The sequence below is a fragment of the Methylovirgula sp. genome (assembly GCF_037200945.1).
Classification (GTDB): domain Bacteria; phylum Pseudomonadota; class Alphaproteobacteria; order Rhizobiales; family Beijerinckiaceae; genus Methylovirgula.
This window is the reverse complement of sequence record NZ_JBBCGP010000001.1, coordinates 1,091,843-1,108,172: the sequence shown is the minus strand read 5'-3', so window position 1 is coordinate 1,108,172 and position 16,330 is coordinate 1,091,843. Positions and strand designations below refer to the sequence as shown.

Sequence of the window (16,330 nt, the reverse complement as noted above, 5' to 3'; positions counted from 1 at the left end):
GCCGGAAAGTGCGAAGCGGGTTTTCGGGCCATCGGATGCGATTGAAAATCTTAAGATTGGCGGCGGATACACAGCATTATTGGCAGGGCTGGTCAATGATGGCGCGGCGCGATGGAGATGGCTTGTGACGGGAGATGAAATCCGGCCGGGGGATGGTGCCGTCGCGCGGCTTGCGGCCATTCGCGAGCGCATCGCCCGGGCGGAAGCCGACGCCGGCCGCGCGCCGGGGTCGGTGACGTTGGTCTGCGTCTCGAAGACTTTTGAGGCCGACGCGATCCGGCCGGTGATCGCCGCTGGCCAGCGGGTTTTCGGCGAAAACCGCGTGCAGGAGGCCATGGGCAAATGGCCGGCACTGCGGGACGAGACGCCGGGGCTCGAACTGCATCTCCTCGGACCCTTGCAGTCGAACAAGGCGCGCGAAGCGGTCGCGTTCTTCGATGTGATTGAAAGCGTCGATCGCGAAAAGATTGCATTGGCGTTGGCGAAGGAAATCGAGTCGTTAAATGCGCGGGATGCGGGCGGAAAACCGGCTTCCACTTTTCCTCATCCCGCGCAGCGCGCGCCAAAACTTTATGTACAGGTGAATACCGGCGCGGAGCCGCAGAAGGCCGGCATCGTGCCGGAACAGGCGGATGCGTTCATCGCTTATTGTCGCAACGACCTGAAGCTCGAAATTTCCGGCCTGATGTGCGTCCCGCCCGTCAATGAGCAGGCGTCACCGCACTTCGCGCTCTTGAAGAAGATCGCCGCGCGCAACGGGATTGGCATTTTGTCGATGGGCATGAGTGCCGATTTCGAGATCGGCATCGAGCTTGGCGCGACGCATGTCCGTGTCGGCAGCGCAATTTTTGGCGCGAGGTAGCAGCGTCATTGCGAGGAGCCATCGCTGGCGATGTTTCGCAACAGCGATATCGCAAATGTGACGAAGCAATCCACAGAGGGCGACCGGATTGCTTCGCGTTCGTTCGCAATGACGGCCAATGTCTTAGTGCTGCAGATCGGCCGGCACCTTGCCGCCGTTCTTGACGAGTTCGGCGATCACTTCACGGTGCAGCCAGATGTTCATCGTTGCCGTATCGTGCTCATCGCCGGAGTAATGCAGTTCCGTCGCGAGTTCCTTGCGCGCCGCGAGGCTGCTGTCGAGATTCAACACTTTCAGAAGATCGACGATCGAATGTTTCCAGTCGAGCCGTTCGTGATGGGCCGCGGCAAGCTGCGTCAACACGGCATCGATATCGACCGGAGCGCTGGGCGTGGCCGGCTCGGGCGTGGCGCTTGTTGGCGCAGAAGCCGGTGTTTCGGGAGCTGTGGGCGCCGGGGATTCTGACGCGGTGGCCGGTGTCGAGGCCGGGGTGGCCGAAGCTTTGCCGTGAGTGAAAATCGCCGAAACGATGCTGCCCAGAATACTCATCGAGTTCCTCCTGCTGTGCGGTCCATACTGGGCGGCCAATGTGACAGGCGAATTGCTTTCGGCCTGTGCGGAGGTTCACGGGAGCGGCCGCCAATAATCGGCGAAGAAGCCGCGCGCATCGATTTTTCTGACTGGCGCGCCGGGAGTCGCCACACCGGTCACGCAACGCCAATCGTAGATCGTGTCGTGGCCCGTCGCGGCCATCGGGATAACCCCCGTCGTCGGATTATCCTTGCACCACGCCGTCGCGCCTGGCAGGTGCTTGCTCAGATTGGCTTTGCCGCACGGCAGATTTGCGCCTTCGTTGCAAAGCATCACCTTGCCGCCGGCGCAGCGATAGCGCGTTGTCTGCGCCGCATAAGCGCCGCTGATATGGAAAAGCTGTTTGATCACCGGCGCGAGCGAATGCGGCGCGCCGCGCAACTCGTCGTCGTTACCGACCTTGGCACAATAGGCTTGCGGTGCGGGCGTGGCTGACGCCCTGGCAGCCGGGAGCGCAATGCCAGACAAGGCGAGTATCGCGAGGCCGCTGAGCAGGCTTTTCATTGGATTACGCTCCCGGAAACTTAGCGTTGAACGATCAAGATTGCGTGACGTGCGAGCCGCGGCAGAAGCTTGCGCAAATCCTCCTGCCGTAGCGCGATGCAGCCTTCGGTCGGCGAAAAGCCCGGCCGCGCGCAATGCAGAAAGATCGCGCTGCCCGCGCCCTTGCGCCGCGGGCACAGATTATAGTCGAGGACGATGACGAGATCGTAGAGGCTATCGTCTCGCCAAAGCGTTTCATGGCGCGCCTGGGCTGGCAGCCGAATGAGCCGGTTATAATTGCCAGAAAGCGGGTCGTCGCACCAGCCAAGCTCGCGGCTAATGGCATAGATTGGCAGCGAGGTGCGTGGCCGGCGGCCGATTAACGGCTTGAAAAAGCCTTCAATCAGCCGAAAATGACCCGCAGGCGATGCATGGTCGCCTTCGCGCTTACGGTGGCTGATTGCAGTTGCTCCGAGCGCGCAGGTGAACACGGTCTGGCCCGCGTGCAGGCGTCCCCGCGCCGGCGCGTCGGGAGTAAAGCGCGGTAACGCCGTCGCAACAATCCGGCGCAAACGCGTCTCAACCTTCGGCTTGCCGCACCCTTTGCGCGCTTTCGACAGGCCGGGGCCGCGCTGTTTCCGTAGGTTTGTCACTGAGACCGATTTTTTAAACGCCGCCGACGCGGCCCTGAGACATAGGACCAGCCATGACGCAGGTTCGCAAGATTCTGATTGCGGATGACGACGACGATCTTCGTGACGAACTCGTCGAACAACTTGCCTTGCACGCGGAATTCGAGCCGCTGCATGCGGCCACCGCACAGACGGCAATTTTGGCGGCGCGCGAGGCGGCGCCCGATCTCATTATCATGGATGTCGGCCTGCCGGACATGGATGGACGCGAGGCCGTGCGGCAGTTGCGTGGTGAGGGCTATAAAAACCCGATCATCATGCTTACAGGGCATGATTCGGATGCCGACACGATCGACGGGCTCGATGCGGGCGCCAACGATTATGTGACCAAGCCATTCCGATTTTCGGTTCTGCTGGCTCGCATGCGCGTGCATCTGCGCCAGCATGAGGCGAGCGACGACGCCCTGTTTCGCATCGGGCCTTTCACCTTTCAGCCGGGTTCCAAACATCTCATCAGCGAGAAGGGCAGTAAGCTGCGTCTCACCGAGAAAGAGACGGCGATCCTGCGCTTTCTCTATCGGGCGCGCCAATCTGTCGTCACCCGCGACGTGCTGCTGAAAGAAGTCTGGGGCTATAATTCGAACGTCACGACCCATACGCTCGAGACGCATATCTATCGGTTGCGGCAGAAGATCGAGCAGGATCCGGCCAAATCGCAGCTTTTGATTACCGAGGCCGGCGGTTACAAGCTGATGCCCTGACGAAAGTAGATCATGGCCCGCGACGACGATCTCCACGACCTCACGCGCCACCCGATCTTTGCGGTGCTGGAGCCGGAAGCCCTGCGCTTCATTGCGCTCTCTGCCGGGCAACGCATCCTGCGCAGTGGGGAAGTTCTGTTTTCCCGCGATGAGCCTTCGGACGGCGGCTATTTCCTGCGCTCGGGGTGTGTCGTCTTCGAAGGCGGCGATCGCGCCGGCGGGGAGAAAATTATCCGGCCGCCAGCCCTGATCGGCGAGATGGCTTTGATTGCCCCGACGCGCCGTCCGGCGACCGCCATCGCCCAAGAACCGTCCGGCGTCTTGCAGATTTCGCGAACGCTGTTTCAGCGGGCGCTTTCCGAATCGCCGCGCAGCGCTCGGCGTTTGCAGCAATTCCTGGAAAAACGGCTGCAAGGCTTCGCGCAGGAGCTGAACGCGCTGCGCGAAACCGCTCTCGAAGATTAAGCCGCGCCTATTCGCGGTTCGAATAGCCGATTTTCGGCCGCCGCTTTTGTGTAACGAGCAGGACCAACGCGCCAAGCGCCCCGGCGACGATCCAGGTCGGCGCGGTCAAAAGATGGACGATCAGCGGGTCCCAGACGAAATGCGGCACATGCTGCTGCAATTGGGGTTTCAGCGCTTCGAATTTCTGCGGCGAAAGCCAGGCGAGAGTCTGGGCAAGCGGGGTCAGAGCGAGTGCGCCCGCGGCGATGCTGCGGGTGCCGTCAACAACAAGCGCCGCGAAGGCGCCGGCGAGCAGCAAAAGGCCGAGCATACGAAGGAAGAAGCGAAACATCGGCAAATCCGAGCGGTGGCTTTGATTTGCCACGGCCATCAGGCATCGTCCACACGTGTAAGAATATAATTCGTCGGAATTATGCAGTCCGAGGACCGCTTGCCCAAGAACGCTCACCGGACAGCTTGCGCTGGCGTCTTCGCTGATTATAGTGCGCGCCAATCGTGATCGATTGGCGGTAGCCACCCGCCGCGGGCGAGACGAGAGGAGGGGTGGCCGAGTGGTTGAAGGCGCACGCCTGGAAAGTGTGTATAGGTGAAAGCCTATCGCGGGTTCGAATCCCGCTCCCTCCGCCATAAGAAAGCATGAAACTCTCATTCTTTGGCAGTGTCGCGCCCCACCATCTTCGTCGGGTCGACGATGCGTTCGAAATCTTCCGCCGTCACGAAGCCCAGCGCCAACGCCGAAGCCTTCAAACTCAGATCGTGTTTCAGCGCGTGATGCGCGATCTGCGACGCCTTATCGTAGCCGATGACAGGGGCCAGCGCCGTGACGAGCATCAGCGAATTGGCGACGAAATCCGCGATCCTCTTGCGGTTCGGCTCCGTGCCCTCGATCATGAATTTGCGGAAATTCGTACAGCCGTCACTCAGCAACGTGATCGATTGCATGATGTTGTGAATCATGAGTGGCTTATAGACATTCATTTCGAGGGTGCCGCCGGCGCCACCGAAACCGACCGCGACATCATTCGCCATGATCTGGACGCAGATCATCGTCAGCGCCTCGATCTGCGTCGGGTTCACTTTTCCCGGCATGATCGACGAGCCCGGCTCGTTCGATGGGATCGTCAATTCGCCAAAGCCGGCGCGCGGCCCGCTTGAGAGCAGCCGGAGATCGTTGGCGATCTTGGTGAGCGAAACCGCAAGCGTGCGGAATGCGCCGGAAAGATGCACCAAGGCGTCATGCGCGCCTTGCACGGCGAATTTGTTCGGGGCGCTGACAAACGGCAAGCCGATGAGTTTGGCGATCTCGGCCGTCGCCGCGTCAGCGAATCCTGGCGCCGCATTGATCCCCGTGCCCACGGCCGTGCCGCCGAGCGCCAATTGATAGACGCCCGGCAACGCCACTTCGACGCGTGCGAGATCATCGGTCAGCATCGAGGCATAGCCGGACCATTCCTGCCCCAGCGTCAGCGGCGTCGCGTCCTGCATATGGGTGCGGCCGATCTTGATGATGTCGGCCCATTCGACAGCTTTCCGCTCGATCGCAGCGCGCAGCGCCGTAACCGACGGCAGCAGGCACTGCGTCACGCCACGCGCCGCGGCAATGTTCATCGCCGACGGAAAATTGTCGTTCGACGATTGCGACATGTTGGCGTGATCGTTGGGATGAACGGGCGTCTTGCTGCCGAGGGTCTGCCCGGCAAGCTGGCTCGCCCGATTGGCGATCACTTCATTGACGTTCATGTTGAATTGCGTGCCGCTGCCGGTCATCCAGACGTGCAGCGGAAACATGTCGCAATGTTCGCCGGCGAGAAGCTCGTCGCAGACTTTCGCGATCAGGCTTTGTTGCTCTTCGCCGAGCCAGCCCGCAGCATGATTGGCGTAGGCCGCGGCCTTCTTGAGGATCGCATAGGCGGCGATCATCTCGCGCGGCATCAGCTCATGACCGATGCTGAAATATTCGAGCGAGCGCTGCGTCTGCGCGCCCCAGAGCTTATCGGCCGGGACGCGCGCCTCGCCGTGGCTATCTGTTTCGATGCGAAAGTCGCCCATGGCGCGGCTCAGCGGCGCAGATGAGTTCTGGCGACCTCGATTAATTCGTCGCCACGCCCATTCATCACCGCCCTGAGAGCCCAAAGTCCGAAGCCCTTCACCTGGTCCAATTTGATCGCCGGCGGCATGGCCAATTCCTGCGTCGCGGTCCTGACGTCGAGCAAGGCTGGCCCGTCATGCGCCAGGACGTTCTTCACGCCGTCTTCGAGGTCTGCGGGGTCGTCGACCCGGACACCATGAACGCCAATCGCCCGGGCCATCGCAGCGAAATCGACGCCTGCGAGTGAGACGCCGGTTTCGAGGAATCCCGCCGCCTTCATCTCCAGCGCGACGAAACCGAGCGTCTGATTCTGGAAGACGATGATCTTGACCGGCAGCTTATGCTGCACGAGCGTCAGAAAGTCGCCCATCATCATCGAGAAGCCGCCATCGCCCGAAAGGCTGATGATCTGCCGGCCGGGGAAGGCGACTTGCGCGCCGATCGCCTGCAGCATGGCGTTGGCCATCGAGCCGTGGTTCAGCGAGCCGATCAGCCGGCGCCGACCGTTCATTTTCAAATAGCGCGCTGCCCAGACGACCGGTGTGCCGACATCGAAGGTGAAGACCGCGTCGTCAGCGGCATATTCGCTGACGAGCTTGGCGAGACGTTGCGGATGGATCTGCTTGTCGCCGGGCCTCGCGACGGCAAGGTCATCAAGGCCCTCGCGCGCCTTGCGGTAGAGGGCGAGGCTTTCATCGAGATGAAAGCGGCCTGCTTTGACTTTAAGCTTGGGCAAGAGCGCCGCGATCGTTGCGTTGACGTCGCCGATGAGCCCCAGATCGATTCGGGTTCGCCGGCCGAGATTTTCCGGCCTTATGTCGATCTGCGCGATTTTGGCATCGGTCGGGTAGAATTGGCGGTAGGGAAAATCCGTGCCGAGCAAGAGAAGCGTTTCGCAATCCAGCATCGCGTGATAGCCGGAACTGAAGCCGATGAGCCCGGTCATGCCGACGTCGAACGGGTTGTCGTATTCGACATATTCCTTGCCGCCGAAGGCGTGGACGATCGGCGATTTCAGCGTGTCGGCGAGTTGCAGCAGGGCCTGATGCGCCCCGGCGCAACCGCGGCCACAGAAGAGCGTCGTCTTCTCGCTCGCGTTCAGCAACGCCGCGAGCTCGTCGAGATCATGCTCGCTCGGCACGACAATTGGCGGATTCGCGACGAGCGCACGGCCGGACGAGGCCGCGCCGACAGCCTCCTTCAGTGCGACATCGCCGGGGATGATGACAACGGCAACGCCACGCTGCCCAATGGCCGCGCGAATGGCGGTTTCGAGCACGCCGGGGAACTGCGCCGGGTCACTGACCAACTCGCAATAATGGCTGCATTCGCGAAACAGAGATTCCGGATGGGTTTCCTGAAAATAGCCGCGGCCGATCTCGGCGCTCGGAATATGCGCCGCGATGGCCAGCACCGGGACGCGGGACCGATGGCAATCGTAAAGGCCGTTGATCAGATGCAGATTACCGGGGCCGCAACTGCCGGCGCAGACGGCGAGTTGACCGGTGAGATGGGCGTCGGCACCGGCGGCGAAAGCCGCGGTTTCTTCATGCCGCGTGTGGATCCATTTCATGTCCTCGCGTTTGCGCAACGCATCGGTGATGGCGTTCAGACTGTCGCCGACCACACCGTAGATATGGCGCACGCCGGTGGCGTGGAGACTCTCGATAACGAGATCAGCGACCCTATACGTTGCCATGAATACGCCTCCGAACGAGCGCCGTTCGGCTTTGCGCGCGAAGCAGCGAGGTTACTTTAGCCGCCGATTGAAACGCGTCTATTTGTTATTCCCATGAAACGTGATCGTGAGCGCGCGCGGCTTTGACAAGCTTCCTGTGACGCGAAGCCGTCAGGATGCGAGCAGACCGGACGTCGGCGTGGGCTGGATTGCGCAAGACCGGCGAAGAATTGCGTGGATGTAAAATCTTTCACATCGCGCTTACGCGATGATTTTGGGAGCGAGAGCCGAATACGAAGGGGCTTCTGATCAGCCAACCTTGAGCTTGGCTTTAATTAGACAATAACATGGTAAGTAAATAGTAAATTTTCAGATCTCTCTGAGTCAAAGCCCAGCACATCCATGAAATATGATGGAACTCTGCCAGTTCTGACATATTTGCTGCGACGTTTTGGCCAATCTACCGAAGCTTTATCTCACTATCGCCGCATGAATCGCCATTTATGAACACATTGTGACAATCAATACGCACCCCTCTGCAACTTCTGAAAGGGTGACGTGTTGAACGCATCAAAAATTACACTATCTGCTATCGCTCTTCTTTCATTCTCCGCTGAAAATTCTTTCGCCCATTCGCGCCGGCATTTTAGTCTCACTGGCGGGTCGTTGATTTACGCATCTTACTATTCGTCCGGATACCGGACGGCTTCGGGGGAACGCTTCAATCCCAACGGCTACACCGCCGCGCATCGCTCGCTGCCGTTCGGCACGCGCTTGCAGGTGACCAATCCCCGTACTGGCCGCAGCATCGTGGTCCGCATCAACGATCGCGGCCCGTTTGTCCGCGGACGCAGTCTGGATCTCGCGCGCGGCGCAGCTTTCGCAATCGGCATGCGCGGCACGGCGCCCGTGCGGATTGCTGTGCTCGGCCATGGCGAAGGCGCTGTCGCGGCGCGGACGACGCCTGTTCAGGCAACGAGTTGGTATGCCGATCAGGCCCGCGTGTCGCAAACGCATGCGGCGAATAGCTGGTCGAATGCGTCCGCGGCGCACTGGCCGAAAGTTGGTGGCAATCTTGGCCGCGTCCTTACGGCAAGCACGCCGATCCAATCGACTTGGCGCGATTAAGGCTGGCGCGACTAAGACATGATTACCCGTAGCGGCCCGACGGGTCGCTACGAATGCTTCACGGCGCCAGCGTGAAACATCCGTACGCTGCCTTGTATATCTTTTGGCAACGGTATATGTTGAGCACGTCGATAGACGGCCGGACAAGTTGGCCTCGCGCGAGAAAATATCCGCGCCGAGCTGAATTCTCTCTCCTGAAAATATGCGATTTCGACGATCCGCGGCTTCCCGCGGACAAGCATTACCTATGTTTACGAAAGGGTTTCCCATGACGACGGGGACCGTGAAGTGGTTCAATTCCGATAAGGGCTATGGTTTTATTGCGCCGGATGATGGCAGCAGAGACGCGTTCGTGCACATCAGTGCACTCGAGCGCGCCGGCATCAACAATCTGCAAGAAGGTCAGAAGGTGGATTTCGATCTCGCCGCCGACCAGAGAAGCGGCAAGATGTCGGCCAGCAATCTGAAGGTTTTGGGCTGATTTTTGCCCTGCCGCTTCGCGCAATTCGCGGCGGCTAAATATCTCTTCGCAAGATCGAACCGACCACGGATGTACTGGCGGTTTGGTGTGCGTCGAACGGCGGCGGCGGCCTTGAATTTTTCGGGCACGCCGCATGCCGCTTTCCTCCAGATTGGTCGATAGGCCGCTTCAGCGAACGGGAAACTTCATGATTATTGTTCACGCCTTTAAGCGTTGGAACCACACAAAGGCGGAATATGATTTCCCGAAATTCAAGCGCACGGCTGAAGCCATAAAAGCGCGCCAATGCGTTATCATTCCCGACACCGAAGAAAAGGTCTCGGCGCATATGCTGGATTTTCAGGGCCGCTACGATCCGGCGCTTTGGCTGCATCTGAAGAGCGGCGCTCGCGCGCAATAATTCCCACGCGGGAACCGCACTACCCCGACATTGCTAATTTAAGGTGATTTTGCAGCGGCTCGGCTGCATTGAGCCGCTGCGTGTTCGCGACCGAAGCGCCGTCTGTTTACCCAAGGAAGCTGTTCACGTCCGCGGCAAATTCCCGATGATGCTGCCAGAGAAATCCGTGCGCGGCATCGGGATAGATTTTGATCTGCGCGTTTGGGATCAGCCCGGCCATGATGTAGGCGAGGCGAGGCGGCAGCATGCGATCGTCATCACCGCTTGCAACGAACGTCGGCTGCTCGATGGCGGCAAGACGCTGCAGCTTGCTATGATCCGGGATACCCCAATCCACGACAGCATCATATTGCGCGTCGCGCGTCTGTAATGTGCCACCCGCGTCGCGGTCTGTCCGGCGCGCCATGAAGCGGCCGAGATATTCCTGGCCTTTCGCCTGGCTGGTCGGAGTCCCTTTGAACATGATGTAGGCGAGCTCGGCGCCGCCACTATCGGCCTTGCGCGCCGCGTCAGCGATGTCCTTGACCCAGCCATGCATACCGGGGCCGCCCTGTGGTCCAGTGCCCGCGAGGATCAATTTCCGAACGAGGTAGGGGCGCAGCAGGGTGACGTCCTGCGCGACGAATCCGCCAAGCGAGAATCCGAGGATGTCGACCGTCTCGAATTTCAGCGCCTCAATGAATGAAATAGCGTCACGCGCCATCTGCCTCACATTGTCGGGCGTCTTGCCGCTCGTTGCCGCAACGCCGGTATTATCGAACGCGATGATCTCCCGCTCAGCCGCAAACGCGTCCAGAAGAGCATTATCCCAGAAGTCGAGATTGCCGCGAAAGTGCTGCATCAGGATGAGCGGCACGCCACCGCTCTTGCCGAAACGGCGATAGGCGTAACGAATTCCGTTGGTGGCATCGATGAAAAGATTGGGCGCGTTCACGGCGGTGATATTGTCGGTGGCCATTGGTTCCTCCTACTTGTAGACGGTTGAAATATGCCCGTCAGCTAATAACTAGCATATGCAAGTAATTACACGAGGCGGAGGCGTTGGCAAGGCGATCTTTGTGAAGTTTCCGCATCTGTGCGCACAAGCCAAGACTTCTGCGTGGAAAATCAGTTGTATATGACTTGAATATTTTTTTTCGTTGTATAAATTATGTGCAGACAATCGAGAGCGGATTTTCAGCATGGGTGAAACAGCGACGAATCTTATGCCATGCAACAATGGCGCGATCCGGCAGACGGCACGCATGCTGGGCCAGCTTTACGACGATGTGCTGGCGCCGAGCGGCCTACGCGCGACGCAGCACACGCTGCTTTACACGATCCAGGTGATGGACGCGCCGACGCTTGGCGAAATGGCGCAGGCGATGGTGATGGATTTGTCGGCGCTCGGGCGCTCGCTGAAGCCGCTTGAACGCGAGGGCCTGGTTGCAATCGTGCCGGATCCCGCGGACGGCCGGGCAAAGCGCGCCACATTGACTAAGGCCGGTGTGAAGAAGTTGAAATATACGGCTGAACTCTGGCGCAACGCCCAGGATCGTTTCGAAAAAGCTTTCGGCGCCAAACGCGCGGAAGAACTGCGTTCGGTGTTAATCAGCCTGTCGAGCTCGGAATTCCGCGAAGCGTTCGAGCACTTCTCCGCGCTCAAGAAATAATCGCCGAAAAAATAGCTGCATCTGATTGGTTGTGCGGGATTTTGCAGTCCGAGCTAACAACGCAAATGCGCGGCCGAGTTGGCCGCGCATTAAATATCAGATCATGTCAATTGAAGCGCGCCAAAAAGGCTGGCTGCGCAGCGCCCTGTTCTACTGTGAACGCCTTGCCGCCGAGAGTTGCGGCTCGCTCAGCGAGCGGATTACCGGCAGCCTGAGAGACTTCGGCATTGGTTTGTCGTACCGCGTGATACCGGCCTCCTTCGGCGCTCTTCACCGTAAAAGCCTCGCCGCCAAGGGCCGCTGCGCGATCCGCCAACGGATTTTCCGCCGTGCCGTGAGCGTGAGCTACGAAACGCTGACCGGTCGCTTGATGCTCGACGACGAAAGGCTTGCCGCCGAGTGCGGGTGCCCGGTCGGCCGGCGATGTTTCATCGGCCGAGACGTTGATGGTGTCGAGCCGGCTGGCCGCCCATCCTGCAGTTGCCGTGTTGGCGAGCGCTGCGGCCAAAGCGAAAGCCGTGAGATAATGGGATGTGTTCATTGCATGAACTCCTGAGCAGAACGATCCGGCGGGCAAGTCATTTACTTGTATATACCAGCATCGTGTCATGGAAATGGTTCTCCGATGGGGCGGCGTCAATACGCAGACTGAAAAAAGATTGACCGCTCGTCGCTCCGACGGGGACTAAGCGCGAGCATTCGACGCTCAATTTATGAATAAGGACGCTGGCGTGCCTGATCCATGGAAACGCAAAAACCAGCAATCTCTTTTGGCGGATGGATTAGAAACAGATGGTGCCGCAAGAGGGATTCGAACCCCCGACCCCGTCATTACGAATGACGTGCTCTACCAGCTGAGCTATTGCGGCCTCGGCGGCGCCTGAGCGCCCGCGCGCCTCTCTTATGCCGGATGCGGCCGATTTGGCAACCGCATCCCGCGTTAAAGCGATTCCCTAATGAGAGCGGGATTTGGCAGATAACCGGTCGCAATTTGCGTAAACTTGATTGGGTCGAAAAACCGGTCCCGACTTTTCGCAATCCCGCTCTAGCGGAAGCCGACCCGGCTCGAATTTTCCGCCTCGTCCGTCTCGTCTTCCGCGCCCGGGTCATCCGGGGCGGCCGGCATCGGGAAGATCACTTTTTGTCCCGGCGCGGCGCCGTTGCCGCGGGCCACGGTCTCAACCTTGGGCGGCGGGATGATTTCCGGCTCCGCGGGCGTCTCGCTTGCGGTGGTAGCCGGCGCCTGCGCCGGGCTTTCGGGGGCAACGAGGCGAGGCGAAGTCTCGGCATGCGCGATCCAGGATTCCGGCTCGATCGGCGCGCCGAGCTGCTCCGTCGGCTGCTGCCAGACGAAGGCATCGAGCCGGCCGGTCGCGGGCGAGATCGGCGCCCATTTCGAGGCGGCGATCCTGTCGGCCATCCAGACCGCATCGCGCGGCGCGCGGGCACTGCGGGCGAGCCATTCGCGCACCTTGCCTTCGTCGCCGGTGTCGCGATCTTCGAGTTCGGCCATGATCAGGCACATGCGCTGTGTCGGGCGTTCATCTTCGCCGATCAGCGGCGCCATTGCCTCGCGCGTGGCGGCGAAATCGCGCGCCGCCAGCGCAGCGCGGGCCACGATGACGTGGCTTTCCGGATCGCTCGGCCGAATTTTCGCCAGCGCGCGCGCCTTGGCGAGACGGTCGGCATTGGAATCGCCCGGCCGCAGATCGAGATAGACGTCGGCGAGGTCGGGATGTGGCTGACGGTCCCACGCCGTTTCGACGACCTTTGCCGCTTTCCGCAATTCGCCCCGGCGGGCGAGGATCCGCGCCATCGTGACATTGGCGGGGACGAGGTCCGGCGCGCGGTTCACCGCCTTGCGCGCGAGGACCAGTGCCTGCTCCCACTCGCCCTCGGCTTCCTTTTCCTGCGCCTGCGCGGTTTCGATGATGGCACGCTGGCGTTCGCCCGTCGCCTTGTCGATGAGCTTGGCGCTGATCTGCCGGTCGAGGACGGCCAACGCATTGTCCCATTGGCCCTGCGCGGCGCGATGGTCGAGCACGGCTTTGGTCGACCATGAGAGCGGTGCGAGCTTGTGCGCTTCTTCGGCGAAATGCAGCGCGGCGGCCTGGTCGCCGCGCCGCTGCGCTTCGATATGCAGCCCGCGCAAGCCAAGCAGCCGTGTCGCCGGTTCGGCGGTGAGTTTATTGAAAGCCGCTTCGGCCGCGGCGCGATCGCCGGAGAGTTGCGCCGCCTGCGCGCCCAGCAGCAGCGTCAGCGGTTCCCTTTCGAGGTGCCGATTGGCTTCGGTCGCGGATTTGCGCGCGAGCTGTGCATCGCCGGCGCCGACCGCGATCATGCCGCGTGAGAGTGCCGCATAGCCCTTTTCCGTGCGCCGCCGCTTGGCGCGCTCCGACAGCCGCGAGGGCATGTTCCACAAATAGCCGAGGCCGCCGAAAACCAGAGCCAATGCCAGCGCAATGACCGCGACGATTCCCGCCGCGACGGCGACGCTCGTCTCGATATTATAGCCCTGCCAGGTCAGCGAAATGTCGCCGGGGTGATTGGTGACCCACGAGATGCCGAGCGCCGCGGCGGCGAGAAGAAGCAGAAAGATCAGAACGCGGATCATCGGCAATACTCAGGTTACGGACGGATCACCCGACGCGAGGCTACCACAGGATCGCCGATGCGCCGCCATACGGCGGCACACGCCGGCATCCGGTTCAAGATTTGGCCCTACCGAGGCTGGCAAGCGCCTCGGACTCGATTGCGCGTGCCGCCTCAATCGTGTCGAGACGCGTTTTCGCCGCGAGACCGAAAGCTTGCGATTTCTGTTTCGCGGCATCGGGCAGGCTCGTCCATTGCTGGTAGGCCGTGTCGACCGAACCGGCATCGAGCGCGTTCTGGATGCGGGCGACGTGCGCGGCGAGGTCGTCGCCTGTCGTGTCGCCAATCTTGCGCACGCGGACGAGGCCCTCGGTGTCCTTCATGAGGCGGTCGAGGAAACCGCGCGCTTTGGGTGTGGGCGCGGTGGCGAGGATGGCGTCGGTCTCGGCGGCAAATTGCTTGGAAAGCTCGCCGGCGGTCGCGACGCCGGTGGCGCCGGCCGCTTGCAAGTTCGCAAGCTGGGCCTTGTCGATGCCGTGGCTCTCCAGTGCGGTCAGGTCGTCGGCGAAGGGTGTGCCGACCTCGGCCTTGCGTAACAGGCTCCCGGCGATGATGGCGGCGGCTTCGTCGCCGGCATGTGCGGTTGCGACCTGCGTTGCGAGATGCTGGACCGAAGCGACCTGGTTTTGTTGGGCGGCGACTTTTCCGCCGAGATCGCTGACCTGCGCAGTCAGGGACGAAAGTTTATCCTGTAGCGTGCTCAATTGCTGTTTCAGCGGCCCGAGATCGGCGGGCGCGCCGGCGGACGCCGTTCCGGGCTTCTGTGTTGTCAGCCTTTCGATATCGCCACGCAAAGCTGCGAAGCCCGCAGAATCGTCGTGCGCTCGCGTCTCGATCGCCGTGACGCGATTGGCAAGATCGGCCTGCGCCGTCGTCAGCGCAGCCGCCGCCTTCTGTTGCTGTTCCAGCGCATCGACGCGTTCGCCCAAGAGATCGATCTTGGAATCCGACTTGTCGATGAAGCGCAAGCCATAAGCGCCGCCGAAGCCCGCCGCCGCGCCAATGACGAGCGCGAGCAGCGCGGGTGAAAGAATACCGCCGCGGCCTTTCGCGGCGTCGGCAGCCGGCGCTGGCGTCTCTGGCGGTATGTCCGCCGCGGTCTCCAAGTCCGGAAGAGGATCGAAGGGGTGTTCGGCGGCAGCCGGTTCCGGCGGCAGGTGCCCCAGTTCGGTTTCCAGCTCTTCGGCAGTCTCGGGCTCCGGCGCGGTTAAATCCCGCGCTTTGCCCTCAATCGTGGCCGGTTCACGCCGCAACGCGTTGGCGGAATAATCCGGTGCGACTGTCGGCTTGTCGTCCGGCGTTTCTTCGCTCGATTCGGGATCGGCCATGATGCCTCCTCGCTGGTCGATTCCGCTTCTAGCGGAGGCCCAGCGCGGAGGCAAACGATGTCGTCTTATTAGATCGACACATGATCTCTCTCCGAAAAGTCGGCAACTTTTCGGGATCAGGCGTTAGTTTCCGACCACTTTGGCTTTGGTGAGCAGCGCCTCGGCCATGCGGATCGAGGCGATGTCGATCAGGCGGCCGTCGAGCGAGACGGCGCCTTTGCCCTCTTTCGCCGCCTGGTCCATGGCTTCGATGATGCGGCGCGCCTTGGTCACTTCAGCCTCGGACGGGCTGAAGACCTCGTTGGCGAGATCGATCTGCGAGGGATGGATCGCCCATTTGCCCTCGTAGCCGAGCACCGCGGCGCGTCGCGCCGCCGCCTTGTAGCCGTCCGGATCGCCGAAATCGCCGAACGGGCCGTCGATCGGCCGCAGGCCATAAGCCCGGCAGGCGACCATCATCCGCGTCTGTGCCGCGTGCCATTGGTCGGCCCAGAAATATTCGCGGTGGCCCTTGGTGTCCTTGTCGGTCAGGACGCCGTAATCGGGATTGACGCCGCCGATGACGGTCGTGCGGGCGCGGGTCGACGCTGCGTAATCGGCAACGCCGAAGGACATCGCTTCAAGCCGTTTGCTCGATTGGGCGATGGCCTCGACATTGGCCATGCCGAGTGCGGTTTCGATCAGGACCTCGAAGCCGATGCGCTTGTCGCGCTTCTTTGCCTGTTCGATCTGGGTGACGAGCATATCGACGGCATAGACGTCGGCTGGCACGCCAACCTTGGGAATGAGGATCATGTCGAGGCGCGGACAGGCTTCGACGATATCGACCACGTCGCGATACATATAATGCGTATCGAGGCCGTTGATGCGCACCATCATGACCTTGTTGCCCCAATCGACCTCGTTGAGGCCGGCGACGATGTTCTTGCGGGCTTGCTCTTTATCGTCAGGTGCGACGGCGTCCTCGCAATCGAGGAAGATGATGTCGGCTTTCGAGGCCGCCGCTTTTTCGAACATGCCGGGGTTTGACCCAGGCACGGCCAGTTCCGAACGCTGCAGGCGCGCGCGCGCCTGCTCCACCAGGGTGAAGCTCACGGGTCGTCCCTCTCAAAGTTAAAGTAAAAGGGC

General features: G+C 61.3%; 18 protein-coding genes and 2 tRNA genes. 8 read left to right on the top strand and 12 right to left on the bottom strand.

Annotated features, from left to right (window positions below):
- Positions 1 to 139 precede the first annotated feature (139 nt).
- The gene (locus WDN02_RS05380; protein WP_337294869.1) at positions 140 to 862 is read left to right on the top strand and encodes a YggS family pyridoxal phosphate-dependent enzyme; all 723 of its coding nucleotides are present in this window, start codon (positions 140 to 142) and stop codon (positions 860 to 862) included.
- A gap of 123 nt (positions 863 to 985) precedes the next feature.
- Here WDN02_RS05380 and WDN02_RS05375 read toward each other — a convergent pair whose 3' ends face one another.
- The 3 genes from WDN02_RS05375 to WDN02_RS05365 all read right to left on the bottom strand — a co-directional run bounded on the left by WDN02_RS05375 (position 986) and on the right by WDN02_RS05365 (position 2,589).
- Positions 986 to 1,411, bottom strand: coding sequence for a DUF3597 domain-containing protein (locus tag WDN02_RS05375; RefSeq protein WP_337292511.1), 426 nt, complete (start codon positions 1,409 to 1,411; stop codon positions 986 to 988).
- Between the two features lie 75 nt (positions 1,412 to 1,486).
- Positions 1,487 to 1,957: a hypothetical protein gene (locus WDN02_RS05370; protein ID WP_337292510.1), complete on the bottom strand. Its 471-nt coding sequence runs from the start codon at positions 1,955 to 1,957 to the stop codon at positions 1,487 to 1,489.
- Positions 1,958 to 1,977: 20 nt separating this feature from the next.
- A complete protein-coding gene (locus WDN02_RS05365; protein ID WP_337292509.1) occupies positions 1,978 to 2,589 on the bottom strand; it encodes a L,D-transpeptidase family protein in 612 nt (203 codons plus the stop codon).
- Between the two features lie 53 nt (positions 2,590 to 2,642).
- Here WDN02_RS05365 and WDN02_RS05360 point away from each other — a divergent pair, with 53 nt between their 5' ends.
- Positions 2,643 to 3,329 (top strand): response regulator transcription factor, encoded by a 687-nt coding sequence (locus WDN02_RS05360; protein WP_337292508.1) that lies wholly within the window; start codon positions 2,643 to 2,645, stop codon positions 3,327 to 3,329.
- Positions 3,330 to 3,341: 12 nt separating this feature from the next.
- Entirely contained in the window at positions 3,342 to 3,794 is a 453-nt protein-coding gene (locus WDN02_RS05355) for a cyclic nucleotide-binding domain-containing protein (RefSeq protein WP_337292507.1), read from the top strand.
- A 7-nt stretch (positions 3,795 to 3,801) separates the two neighbouring features.
- On the opposite strand, the gene WDN02_RS05350 is transcribed toward WDN02_RS05355, so the two are convergent.
- Entirely contained in the window at positions 3,802 to 4,164 is a 363-nt protein-coding gene (locus WDN02_RS05350; RefSeq protein ID WP_337292506.1) for a hypothetical protein, read from the bottom strand.
- Positions 4,165 to 4,331: 167 nt separating this feature from the next.
- Between WDN02_RS05350 and WDN02_RS05345 the strand changes: the two genes are divergently transcribed.
- Positions 4,332 to 4,421 (top strand) — tRNA-Ser (locus WDN02_RS05345).
- Between the two features lie 18 nt (positions 4,422 to 4,439).
- Here WDN02_RS05345 and fumC read toward each other — a convergent pair.
- Both fumC and poxB read right to left on the bottom strand, forming a co-directional pair.
- On the bottom strand, positions 4,440 to 5,843 hold the full coding sequence (gene fumC / locus WDN02_RS05340; RefSeq protein ID WP_337292505.1) for a class II fumarate hydratase: 1,404 nt from the start codon (positions 5,841 to 5,843) through the stop codon (positions 4,440 to 4,442).
- Between the two features lie 8 nt (positions 5,844 to 5,851).
- Positions 5,852 to 7,582 (bottom strand): ubiquinone-dependent pyruvate dehydrogenase, encoded by a 1,731-nt coding sequence (gene poxB, locus WDN02_RS05335; RefSeq protein ID WP_337292504.1) that lies wholly within the window; start codon positions 7,580 to 7,582, stop codon positions 5,852 to 5,854.
- A gap of 645 nt (positions 7,583 to 8,227) precedes the next feature.
- On the opposite strand from poxB, the gene WDN02_RS05330 reads away from it, so the two are divergent.
- The 3 genes from WDN02_RS05330 (at position 8,228) to WDN02_RS05320 (ending at position 9,570) form a co-directional block, all read left to right on the top strand.
- Entirely contained in the window at positions 8,228 to 8,689 is a 462-nt protein-coding gene (locus WDN02_RS05330; protein WP_337292503.1) for a septal ring lytic transglycosylase RlpA family protein, read from the top strand.
- Between the two features lie 268 nt (positions 8,690 to 8,957).
- Entirely contained in the window at positions 8,958 to 9,170 is a 213-nt protein-coding gene (locus tag WDN02_RS05325; RefSeq protein ID WP_337292502.1) for a cold-shock protein, read from the top strand.
- A gap of 187 nt (positions 9,171 to 9,357) precedes the next feature.
- The gene (locus tag WDN02_RS05320) at positions 9,358 to 9,570 is read left to right on the top strand and encodes a hypothetical protein (protein WP_337292501.1); all 213 of its coding nucleotides are present in this window, start codon (positions 9,358 to 9,360) and stop codon (positions 9,568 to 9,570) included.
- A gap of 106 nt (positions 9,571 to 9,676) precedes the next feature.
- Here the strand turns inward: WDN02_RS05320 and WDN02_RS05315 are convergent, their stop codons facing one another.
- Positions 9,677 to 10,528: an alpha/beta hydrolase gene (locus tag WDN02_RS05315; RefSeq protein ID WP_337292500.1), complete on the bottom strand. Its 852-nt coding sequence runs from the start codon at positions 10,526 to 10,528 to the stop codon at positions 9,677 to 9,679.
- A 223-nt stretch (positions 10,529 to 10,751) separates the two neighbouring features.
- On the opposite strand from WDN02_RS05315, the gene WDN02_RS05310 reads away from it, so the two are divergent.
- Positions 10,752 to 11,222, top strand: coding sequence for a MarR family transcriptional regulator (locus WDN02_RS05310; protein ID WP_337292499.1), 471 nt, complete (start codon positions 10,752 to 10,754; stop codon positions 11,220 to 11,222).
- A 106-nt stretch (positions 11,223 to 11,328) separates the two neighbouring features.
- Here WDN02_RS05310 and WDN02_RS05305 read toward each other — a convergent pair whose 3' ends face one another.
- The 5 genes from WDN02_RS05305 to WDN02_RS05285 all read right to left on the bottom strand — a co-directional run bounded on the left by WDN02_RS05305 (position 11,329) and on the right by WDN02_RS05285 (position 16,297).
- On the bottom strand, positions 11,329 to 11,763 hold the full coding sequence (locus tag WDN02_RS05305) for a hypothetical protein (RefSeq protein WP_337292498.1): 435 nt from the start codon (positions 11,761 to 11,763) through the stop codon (positions 11,329 to 11,331).
- Positions 11,764 to 12,015: 252 nt separating this feature from the next.
- A tRNA-Thr gene (locus WDN02_RS05300) sits at positions 12,016 to 12,091 on the bottom strand.
- A gap of 176 nt (positions 12,092 to 12,267) precedes the next feature.
- The gene (locus tag WDN02_RS05295; protein ID WP_337292497.1) at positions 12,268 to 13,836 is read right to left on the bottom strand and encodes a heme biosynthesis HemY N-terminal domain-containing protein; all 1,569 of its coding nucleotides are present in this window, start codon (positions 13,834 to 13,836) and stop codon (positions 12,268 to 12,270) included.
- 94 nt (positions 13,837 to 13,930) lie between these two features.
- Positions 13,931 to 15,202, bottom strand: a complete 1,272-nt coding sequence (locus WDN02_RS05290) for a hypothetical protein (protein ID WP_337292496.1) — start codon at positions 15,200 to 15,202, stop codon at positions 13,931 to 13,933.
- Positions 15,203 to 15,325: 123 nt separating this feature from the next.
- Positions 15,326 to 16,297 (bottom strand): CoA ester lyase, encoded by a 972-nt coding sequence (locus WDN02_RS05285; protein ID WP_337292495.1) that lies wholly within the window; start codon positions 16,295 to 16,297, stop codon positions 15,326 to 15,328.
- Positions 16,298 to 16,330: the final 33 nt, after the last annotated feature.